Origin of the sequence: Mycobacterium arosiense ATCC BAA-1401 = DSM 45069 (assembly GCF_002086125.1) — a bacterium.
In the GTDB taxonomy this organism is placed as follows: domain Bacteria; phylum Actinomycetota; class Actinomycetes; order Mycobacteriales; family Mycobacteriaceae; genus Mycobacterium; species Mycobacterium arosiense.
On the sequence record NZ_MVHG01000431.1, the window covers coordinates 1 to 233 of the forward strand.

General features: G+C 69.1%; 1 protein-coding gene. It reads left to right on the forward strand.

Annotated elements, in window-relative coordinates:
* Positions 1-233: LLM class flavin-dependent oxidoreductase (locus tag BST14_RS32455; protein ID WP_142279751.1), on the forward strand; the 233-nt coding region annotated here is incomplete at both ends.

Sequence of the window (233 nt, forward strand, 5' to 3'; positions counted from 1 at the left end):
GTGACCGCCCGCGAAGCCGTCCAGTTGCCGGTGAACGACCCGCTGATGCTGGTCTCGGCCATGGCCGGGGTCACCGAGCACCTGGGTTTCGGAGTCACCGCCAACCTCACCTACGAGGCGCCCTACCCGTTCGCCCGGCGGCTCTCGACCCTCGACCACCTGAGCGACGGGCGGATCGGCTGGAACATCGTCACCGGCTACCTGGAAAGCGCGGCCAAGGCCATGGGCCAGTC